At 53.2% G+C, this 9,154-nt stretch carries 11 protein-coding genes; 9 read left to right on the top strand and 2 right to left on the bottom strand.

All coding sequences use genetic code 11. From position 1 onward, the window contains the following. Together V8L70_RS22090 and V8L70_RS22085 are read right to left on the bottom strand one after the other, a co-directional pair. A partial coding sequence (locus tag V8L70_RS22090; protein ID WP_336270600.1) for a four-helix bundle copper-binding protein occupies positions 1-319 on the bottom strand: 319 nt, incomplete at its 3' end. 381 nt (positions 320-700) lie between these two features. Next, positions 701-1,423 (bottom strand): cytochrome c biogenesis CcdA family protein, encoded by a 723-nt coding sequence (locus tag V8L70_RS22085; RefSeq protein ID WP_144815962.1) that lies wholly within the window; start codon positions 1,421-1,423, stop codon positions 701-703. A 246-nt stretch (positions 1,424-1,669) separates the two neighbouring features. Here V8L70_RS22085 and V8L70_RS22080 point away from each other — a divergent pair, with 246 nt between their 5' ends. From V8L70_RS22080 to lgt, 9 genes are all read left to right on the top strand, one after another. Beyond that, the gene (locus V8L70_RS22080; protein WP_336270599.1) at positions 1,670-2,308 is read left to right on the top strand and encodes a peroxiredoxin; all 639 of its coding nucleotides are present in this window, start codon (positions 1,670-1,672) and stop codon (positions 2,306-2,308) included. A gap of 34 nt (positions 2,309-2,342) precedes the next feature. Further along, positions 2,343-3,196, top strand: a protein-coding gene (locus V8L70_RS22075; RefSeq protein ID WP_101146791.1) for an IS5 family transposase whose coding sequence is annotated in 2 segments (ribosomal slippage) — positions 2,343-2,685 and positions 2,685-3,196 — 855 coding nt in all. Because the reading frame shifts where the segments join, the coding sequence is not laid out codon by codon here. A gap of 96 nt (positions 3,197-3,292) precedes the next feature. Further along, positions 3,293-3,700, top strand: a complete 408-nt coding sequence (locus V8L70_RS22070) for a heavy metal-responsive transcriptional regulator (protein ID WP_008958490.1) — start codon at positions 3,293-3,295, stop codon at positions 3,698-3,700. 79 nt (positions 3,701-3,779) lie between these two features. Further along, complete coding sequence (locus V8L70_RS22065; RefSeq protein WP_101146738.1) at positions 3,780-6,254, top strand: heavy metal translocating P-type ATPase; 2,475 nt, start codon at positions 3,780-3,782, stop codon at positions 6,252-6,254. 33 nt (positions 6,255-6,287) lie between these two features. Then, positions 6,288-6,416, top strand: coding sequence for a hypothetical protein (locus tag V8L70_RS22060; protein ID WP_008958488.1), 129 nt, complete (start codon positions 6,288-6,290; stop codon positions 6,414-6,416). A gap of 65 nt (positions 6,417-6,481) precedes the next feature. Further along, entirely contained in the window at positions 6,482-7,312 is an 831-nt protein-coding gene (gene dsbG / locus V8L70_RS22055; RefSeq protein WP_101146737.1) for a thiol:disulfide interchange protein DsbG, read from the top strand. A 62-nt stretch (positions 7,313-7,374) separates the two neighbouring features. Further along, on the top strand, positions 7,375-8,052 hold the full coding sequence (locus V8L70_RS22050) for a TVP38/TMEM64 family protein (protein ID WP_336270597.1): 678 nt from the start codon (positions 7,375-7,377) through the stop codon (positions 8,050-8,052). Between the two features lie 89 nt (positions 8,053-8,141). Continuing rightward, entirely contained in the window at positions 8,142-8,669 is a 528-nt protein-coding gene (locus V8L70_RS22045; protein ID WP_101146751.1) for a DsbE family thiol:disulfide interchange protein, read from the top strand. 67 nt (positions 8,670-8,736) lie between these two features. Then, positions 8,737-9,154, top strand: a 418-nt coding sequence (gene lgt, locus V8L70_RS22040) for a prolipoprotein diacylglyceryl transferase (RefSeq protein ID WP_336270596.1), incomplete at its 3' end; no start/stop codon positions are given.

Raw genomic sequence — 9,154 nt, 5'->3', positions numbered from 1 at the left:
CACACTCTTGGCAGTGAGGTGCATCATGTTTTGCACACTCATCACCACATTTCTTACAAATGTCGGCACATAGACGGCAGATCTCGTGTGCAAACTCACTTTCTTGTGCCATAAATGAGGCAGCTAACCGACAAATTTGAGCACATTGCATGTTAAGGCGAATACATTCCGCCATCATTTTTACGTTGTCTTCTTTTAGGCACTCAGTTGCACACTTGTCACAATAAGCAGCGCATACGTGACAAGCTTCAATGCAGTTTTCATATTTTTTTAAGTCCATCTCGGTTCTCCATTTTTTAAACCATATTTTATTTACCATAGTTTCTGCTTGGCATGATAAAGCTAGAACAACCCAAAAGAAAAATCAAGGAAAGGTAATCTGATAGATACTCACGAAATATAAAGATAAACCAGGTAGCTGTGCGTTACTTGCCATAATTTTTATTATTCAGCTAGGATTCAGGAAGGCCTACTATAATAAATGTTTTTTTCAAAAAAACACTGAAGCGTTCGCTGCGCTTGTACGTTACCTCGCCACGAGCTCCTAATTAAAGTAATTAGGTGAAGAACTAAATTAATAGTGAAAGCAATTAAGCTCTAAGCATTATAAAAATAATCTCCTTTTAGGAGACTAGCTCAGCCTAATCAGCTTCCTAAGGAGTCAGTATGAAAATTAATCTCTACTTCTCTGACGGCCTGGCTACCCCAGGGTCGCCAGGGAGGGGAAAAGGTCAACCATGATACTTGAAAGCCGTGTCATATACCCCGTAACGATAGCAATACCCATCAGGATCACAATCGTGCCCGCCACGGGGCGAGCATAGGCACTCCACCTTCCCAGGCTTTGCCGATGCAGAGCAAATCGGTTAATCAGTAAAGTGCTGGCAAGAAAAGGTAGCGCCAGTCCTGCCGAGTAGGCACTTAGATAAATCATTCCAGCCTGGGCACTAGCAGCATTAGACGTGGCCATCAGAATAGCGCCTAGTATAGGGCCGATACAGGGGGTCCAACCGATGGCAAAAGAGACCCCGAACACTGTCGCCGACAGCGGGGAGCCACCCTGGACATTGGGTGTGAACTGAAAGGTACGCTGGAATAGCGGCAATCGGAACACGCCGGTCATAAAGAGGCCCAGCACGATCACCGCCGAGCCGGCAACCCAGTTGAATTCTTGGCGATACCCTCGCATCAGTTGCCCGATACTACTGGCGCCGAGCCCGAGTAGGATGAACACGATGCTGAAGCCGAAGACGAAGAAGGCACTGAGGGTCAATGCCTCTAACCGCCTGTCGGCTTTACCGGCACTACCGCCTGTGACCACCGACAGGTAGGCCGGTAACAGGGGCAGCGTGCAGGGCGAGAAGAAGGAGACCAATCCGCCGATAAAGGCGCCGACCAAGCCGATGGAAGAGAGAGATTCCAATGTGTTATCGCAACTTAAGTTATGGAGACGGCCAACAAGGGTATTGAACCAATCCCATGGTGCTACCTCCTATCATATCCATTTTAACGCCGTAAGAATTTTAAGGCTTACAGCTGCTTTAAGGTCAACCTTTATTGACAAATTATTTGTCTCCTATCGAATTGCAAATATTACACATCAAGCTTGACCTTAAAGTTGACTTCAAAGTTATGGTGGCTACTCAATGAATGACATGAGGACATTTCCATGGCGCTACAACTGGGCGAGACAGCACCAAACTTCACGATCGAATCCACGCAAGGCACGGTCAACTTTCACCAATGGCTTGACGACAGCTGGGCGGTGCTGTTCTCGCACCCCGCTGATTTTACGCCAGTATGCACCACAGAACTGGGCGCGTTTGCCAAGCGAAAGAACGAATTCACCCAGCGGGGTGCCAAACTGGTTGGGGTTTCGGTGGATCCCCTCAGCTCTCACCACGACTGGGTGGGGGATATTGAACAGACTCAGGGCACGGCCCTGAACTACCCCTTGCTGGCTGACGAAGATCAGGTGGTAGCGAAGCTTTATGGAATGATCCATCCCAAAGCCGACCCCAAACTTACGGTGCGCACGGTCTTCATCATCGATTCTGACAAGAAAATTCGTCTCACTTTGACGTATCCACCCAGCACAGGACGTAATGTCGACGAGATACTGCGGGTTCTCGATTCGCTTCAGCTAACTGACAAGCACAAAGTGGCCACCCCCGTTGACTGGCAAAACGGTGACGATGTCATCATCTCGCCATCGCTATCGAATGATGACGCTAGGCAACACTTTCCCGAAGGCTGGAACACCAAGACGCCCTACCTTAGGTTTTGTACGAAAAGCCTTATCTGCTAATTTTACCTATGCAAAAGCAGCATAGGGGAAAAAAATGGTCGGACGTTACGAGATCTCTGATGACGGCTGGGCACAGATTGAAGATATCGTGTCGCCCCCTCAAACCATGGGCAGGCCCAGACGGGATGACCGAAAAATGCTCAATGGTATCTTCTGGGTGCTGTGCTCTGGCGCCAAATGGCGTGATTTACCCGAGCGATATGGTCCTTGGTCGACGGTGTATGACCGGTTCCGCAAGTGGCGTGATGACGGCACCTTTGAAGCGGTACTTTCTCGCTTGCAGCTCAAATTACGTGAAGATGGGCTTATGGACTTGGACACGTGGATGATCGACGCCACTTCCGTGCGGGCCACACGCGCTGCCGCTGGAGGCGGTAAAAAGGGGGCTCGAAAGAACCGCTAGACCATGCACTTGGCCGCAGTCGCGGCGGTTTAACCACCAAAATTCATTTGGTTTGTGATCGCCATGGCTGGCCACTGGCGTTCACGCTGTCCCCTGGTCAAGAGGCAGATTCTCGGCACTTCATTCCGACATTGGAGAGAGTTCATCTACCAGGTAGCGTCGGGCGCCCTCGCAAACGTAGTCGCTATATGGTGGCTGATAAAGGATATGACAGCGATGAGCTGCGTCATTACTGCGACAGGCACGGCATGAAACCCGTGATTGCTCAGCGCAACATGCACCGAAGAATCCGGCCTGGTCTACCCAGACGGTTCGATAAACCCAAATATCGTCAACGGAATGCGATAGAACGCTGCTTTGGCTGGCTTAAAGAATGTCGCCGCATCGCCACACGCTATGAAAAGCTGGCAAGTAGCTTTAAGGCGATGGTATGCGTGGCGTGCATCGACCGTTGCTTGCGAGCCAACTTTTCGTACAAAACCTAGGGTCGTGCGCCAACCGGAGCAATAGGAGCCCCGACCGATAGATTCGTTGAGTCAGGCTGCCAGAAGCTTAGATTAATAATATCGTGAGGTAACGCTATGCAAACACTAAGTATCGGCGAGCTTGCCGAACGAAGCGGGGTCGCTAGCCAGGCGATTCGATTCTACGAAAAAGAGAAACTTATGCCTCCTCCGAGGAGGACCGATGCCAACTATCGGCGTTACCCACTGGAAGCTGTGGATCGGTTACAGTTCATCGTCCATGCCAAGCAGTGGGGCTTCACGCTGCAAGAGATTCGGGAGCTGTTAATGCTTCAGGATGCTAATGGCGACCGGGCGCAAGCTAAGCGCATCGCCGGGGAGAAGCTGCACAAGGTGCGCGAGCAGATCAAACACCTCTCGCGAATTGAAGCCGTATTATCGAAAACACTGGACGAATGTGCAGGCGAAGGGCCTATGCAGGAAGGCTGCCCGATTGTTGAAGCTATCGCAGAGCAGGCTGAATGATCGAGCATTTTCTCGACAGCAAACATGGGAATCAAGCTTGCATATCGGGTCGTCGATAAATTAACAGGAGATCTTCATTATGGCGCAAAACGTCGATATCGAGATTCGTGGTATGTCCTGTGCTTCCTGTGTTGGACGTGTGGAACGTGCACTCAGCCAGCAGCCAGGCGTGATCAACGCTCAAGTGAACCTCGCCACCCAGAAGGCGGCTATCCAGGTCGAAGCAGGTACCACGACCACTAGCCTACTCGACGCCATTGAAACAGCGGGCTATCAACCGGTAGTGGAAAGTCTCGAGATTCCCGTCACCGGCATGAGTTGCGGTTCTTGTGTCTCTCGGATAGAGCGAACGCTAACGAAGCTGCCCGGCATGGTGGAAGTGAGTGTTAACCTTGCTACCCAGAAGGCCTTCGTTCGTTTCCTGCCGGGAGCCGTTTCGTTAACGCGTATTCAGCATGCCATCCGCGAGGCAGGCTATGAACCTCAGGATACCGATACGCCGCCACCAACGGACAGCGAGGACCAGGAGAGAGCCGAGCTTCGCCGCCGCGTCGTGCTCGCGGCAATATTTACGATTCCGGTGGTCATCATCGCCATGGGGAAAATGATTCCCGCTTTTGACACGCTTTTAACGAGTCTAATGCCGCATCGCGGCTGGATGGGCATCGAGTGGTTGTTGGCCACACCGGTGCAGTTCTATGCCGGCGCACGCTTTTATCGTGCTGGCTACGCCGAACTCCGGCATCTTAATCCGGGCATGAACAGCCTCGTCATGATCGGCTCGAGCGCTGCCTATTTCTATTCGGTCGCCGCCCTGCTGGTGCCCGGACTCTTCCCCGTCGGAACCGCCGTGAGCTATTTCGAAGCGGCGGCGGTGATCGTGACGCTAATTCTGCTCGGTCGCTATTTTGAACACGTTGCCAAGGGCCGCACCTCCGAGGCGATCAAGAAGCTTCTGCAATTACAGGCGAAAACTGCCCGCGTCATCCGTGAGGATGAAACCGTCGAGCTGCCTATCGACGCCGTCGTCACAGGCGATCGTATTTTGGTTCGCCCAGGGGAGCGTGTTCCAGTCGATGGCATCGTTGAGGAAGGTCACTCCTACATTGATGAGTCGATGATCAGCGGTGAACCAGTGCCGGTCGTCAAAAAGAAGGATTCCGAAGTCGTCGGTGGCACTATCAACAAGAACGGTGCACTTACCTTTCGGGCCACGCGAGTCGGTGCCGACACCGTGCTTTCACAGATCGTCAAGATGGTGGAAACGGCCCAGGCGGAGAAGCCCCCCATCCAGCAGTTGGCCGACAAGGTTGCCGGTGTATTTGTACCCGTGGTCATCGCGATCGCCGCGATGACCTTTGCACTCTGGTTCGTTTTCGGACCGGCGCCGTCTTTGTCGTTTGCTTTCGTCACTACCGTTAGCGTACTGCTAATTGCCTGCCCCTGTGCGATGGGCCTAGCCACCCCAACGGCCATCATGGTCAGTACCGGGAAAGGGGCCGAGATGGGAGTGCTATTTCGTAAAGGGGCGGCGCTTGAGACGCTGGCCAAAATGAATACGGTGGTGCTGGACAAGACCGGCACTTTGACCCAGGGGCGCCCCGAGCTGACCGACTTCGAAGCGATCAACGGCCATGAGAACGAGGTGCTGCGACTGGTCGCGGCGGTGGAAGCTCAAAGCGAGCACCCCATCGCCGAGGCTATTGTACAGGGCGCCAAGGCCCGCGGGCTGGAATTACCCTCGGTCAGTCGCTTTAGTGCCGAGCCTGGCTACGGCATTGAAGCCGAGGTCGACGGCCACTTGGTACATGTGGGAGCTGATCGTTACATGCTTCGGCTGGAAATCGAGCTCGGCCAGGCAGAAACACGCGCCAAGGTGTTTGCCGAGAACGCCAAGAGCCCGCTCTATGCCGCGGTAGACGGCCAGCTTGCTGCAGTCATCGCGGTGGCGGATCCACTTAAGGAGGGCTCTGCCGAGGCCATCGCAGCACTCAAAGCGCAAGGGCTGGAAGTGGCCATGCTCACCGGCGATAACCGTGCCACTGCCGATGCTATCGCCCGACAGGTTGGCATCCAGCAGATTCTCGCTGAGGTACTGCCCGACCAGAAAGCGGCAGAGATCCGGCGTCTCCAGGCGGAGGGCAAGCGCGTCGCTTTTGTGGGGGACGGGATCAATGATGCGCCCGCTTTGGCCCAGGCCGACGTGGGCATTGCGATCGGCACTGGCACCGATATTGCCATCGAGTCCGGCGATGTGGTGCTGATGAGTGGCGATTTGCGAGGCATCGTCAATGCCACGGCGCTCTCCAAGCGTACCCACCGGACCATTATCGGCAATTTCGTTTGGGCCTATGGCTACAACGTAGCGTTGATCCCCGTCGCGGCGGGCGTGCTCTATCCGTTCATCGGCGTATTGCTCAGCCCCATGCTGGCGGCGGCTGCCATGAGTGTTTCCAGTGTCTTTGTACTGACTAACTCGTTGCGGCTACGCCGTTTCACGCCAGTTCCCGGCAATGCCACACCACGGCCAAACGAGGCTGTTCATCGCGCCTAAACCAAACACCGTAGTGTTAAAGAGGAATTCAAAATGATGGGAAGTGATAGTTGCATGTGGGGTATGGCGGGGATGGGCCTAATAGCGATCTTGTTGATTATTGCACTGGGGCTTGGTGTTGCTGCGCTTATCAAGTACCTGTTTTTTAATAAGAAGCACTAAAACCAGCCAGTAAATGTGATCGACCTAATCCCTTGGAAAAACAGTAATTGATAAAGAGAGCATTCATGAGGCATATCCTACATTCTACTTATTACCTAGCCGCTGCAGGTCTGTTAGGTCTTATTACGTTGCCTGCGTTGGCGCAGGAAGCAGGAACCGATGCCAATGAGAGTCATCAGGCCGGCATTGCCGCTAATACTGAGTCTCCCTTGCCCAAGACGATTACCGTGTTGGTGGATCAAGGGTTCACCTTCCATGGCATCTTCGAAGCGCCTGACGACCTCCAAGGCTATGCCTTGTCTTATGGTAATGAGCCTATGGCGGCTTATATTTCTTCCTCTTCCGACTATGCCGTCATTGGTACGTTAATCGACCCCCAGGGCAATGCCGTCATGGAAAGCCAGCTTCAGGCTCTGGTGCTGGAACCCATGCTGGAAGCTGCCTGGAGTGCGTTTGAAAACACTCGTTTTATCTCGGAGGGGAATGATGATGCATCGCATATTGTTTACACACTAACAGACCCCAACTGCCCCTACTGCAACGCACTCTGGAAGAATTCACGCCCGCTAATCGAGCAAGGCGTACTACAGCTTCGTCACGTGCTGGTCGGCGTGCTATCAGAGGACAGTCTTCGCAAAGCTGCCGCAATCCTTGAAGCCGACAATCCGGCTAGCGCTCTCGAAACCCATGAATTGGAATTTCGCAATGGCGGCATAAAACCGGTGGAGCCGTCGGAGGAGAGTCAAGCGCTGCTCAGAAAGCATGCCCAGATCATGCGCGAGGCCGGTGCTACAGGGACGCCGACCAGCTACTACCGTGATGAAGCCGGGAAAGTACAGCGTATCAATGGTGCAGTGTCGACCGACCAGCTTCGCGAAATATTGGGTGTTGAATGATACTCCATCACGGTACAGGGCTGAGATGACATGTCTCCCTGCTCCCCACAACTGAGATGGACATGGCAACCAAGCTTAGTGTAAAGCAAAAGCTCTTTTTGGGGCTCTCTCTACTGATGGGCTTGGCGTCCCTCTATTGGATCCTGATGGAGACCGGCGCCTTGTCGGTCTTGACCGATAAGCAGGCCTTGCGTGAATGGGTTGATGGGTTGGGCGTCTGGGGGCCATTGGCCATCATCTTTATGATGATTACGGCCATTGTCATGAGCCCGATCCCCAGTGGTCCGATTGCCATGGTGGCCGGTGCGATCTACGGCCCAGTTTGGGGAACGGCCTATGTCGTTATCGGTGCCGAAGCCGGCGCTCTGCTCGCTTTCTGCATTGCTCGTTTGCTCGGCTATGAGGTAATGCAACGCTGGACGCGTACGCGTCCCATCCTTAACTGGCTGGGGAAGGAACGCTCTCAAACCGGCTTGATGCTCATCGTTTTTGCATCCCGATTGGTGCCCTTCATTTCGTTTGATGCCATCAGCTACGCGGCAGGTATTACACCCCTGTCCTTCTGGCGCTTTTTGATCGCCACATTGGCCGGCGTAATCCCCACGGCGTATCTGATCGTCAAGTTCGGCGAAGTGCTAATTACCGCCGACTCCCGTGGTCTCACGATCGCGCTGGTCCTCATCAGTGGCATCACATTGCTGCCGCTGCTGGCGAAACGCCTATGGGCTCGGAAGCCATGACCGATGCAACCTAGTGCTCCAAATCAACTTCCGTAAGCACTAACAATGCTCAGCAGGCACTTACCCGCTACTACCTGTGAGACGTATACGTGAAATCTCGGACATTGCTATTTTTACCCCTATTGGGCTTTTTTGGTTTGAGCTTTTTCTTTTATCAGGGCTTATCAATGGATCCTAGCGCCAGAGATTCCCCCTTGTTAGCTCAGCCGTTTCCGGCCTTCAACCTGACGACGCTGGAAGACCCCTCAAGGGTCGTTGATGAATCTCTTTTTAAAGATAAGGTGACATTGGTCAATGTTTTGGGAGAGTGGTGCCCCACTTGCAAGCATGAAATGCCGCAGTTATTGGACTTAGCCGCGCGAGGCGTCCGCTTGGTTGGCATCAACTACAAGGATACCCAGGCAAAGGGACTCGAGTTTCTTGACGAGTTTGGGAATCCTTTTGAAGTCAATATTTTTGATCCAGAGGGTAACCTAGGTTTTGAGCTAGGTGTTTATGGCGCACCCGAAAGCTATCTGGTCGATACCGAGGGCACTATTCGTTACAAACATACAGGTTACATAACTTCTGAAGATGTTGAGCGAGTCATCCAGGAAGTCGAGAAGTGGAAACGATAAAACGGCTCTTAAGACGCAATAATTTTTGTTGATGACTCCAACAGTAACGATTGATTAAGGAAGATATATGCTGCAATACCCTCAAATTGATCCGATCGCCATCGCCATAGGCCCTCTTCAGATCCACTGGTATGGCTTAATGTATGTCATCGGGCTAGTCGCCGCTTGGTGGTTGGGTCGGCGTCGCGCCCATCGACTCGGCCTAAGCCACGATGATATGGGCGACCTGATCTTCTACGCCGCCATCGGCATCATCGTTGGCGGCCGCCTTGGCTATGCGCTGTTTTACGGGCTCGAACAACTGCAAGCCAACCCCCTTTGGTTACTAAAAATCTGGGAAGGAGGCATGAGCTTTCATGGCGGCCTTGCCGGTGTGTTAGTGGCTGCCTGGCTGTTTGCTCGCAAACATCAACTGGCTTTTATTCAACTGACCGACTTCATTGCTCCGTTAGTCCCCATCGGCCTGGGAGCGGGTCGCCTCGGGA

Origin of the sequence: Vreelandella arctica (genome assembly GCF_037070215.1) — a bacterium.
Taxonomy (GTDB): domain Bacteria; phylum Pseudomonadota; class Gammaproteobacteria; order Pseudomonadales; family Halomonadaceae; genus Vreelandella; species Vreelandella arctica.
Note: the sequence above shows the minus strand (reverse complement) of the source record. Positions and strands in the feature narration are given on the sequence as shown.

Excerpts from the sequence above, each read along its gene's own strand:
- V8L70_RS22080 (WP_336270599.1), top strand. The coding sequence starts at position 1,670 with ATGGCGCTACAACTGGGCGAGACAGCACCAAACTTCACGATCGAATCC.
- V8L70_RS22070 (WP_008958490.1), top strand. The coding sequence starts at position 3,293 with ATGCAAACACTAAGTATCGGCGAGCTTGCCGAACGAAGCGGGGTCGCT.
- V8L70_RS22065 (WP_101146738.1), top strand. The coding sequence starts at position 3,780 with ATGGCGCAAAACGTCGATATCGAGATTCGTGGTATGTCCTGTGCTTCC.
- V8L70_RS22060 (WP_008958488.1), top strand. The coding sequence starts at position 6,288 with ATGATGGGAAGTGATAGTTGCATGTGGGGTATGGCGGGGATGGGCCTA.
- dsbG (WP_101146737.1), top strand. The coding sequence starts at position 6,482 with ATGAGGCATATCCTACATTCTACTTATTACCTAGCCGCTGCAGGTCTG.
- V8L70_RS22050 (WP_336270597.1), top strand. The coding sequence starts at position 7,375 with ATGGCAACCAAGCTTAGTGTAAAGCAAAAGCTCTTTTTGGGGCTCTCT.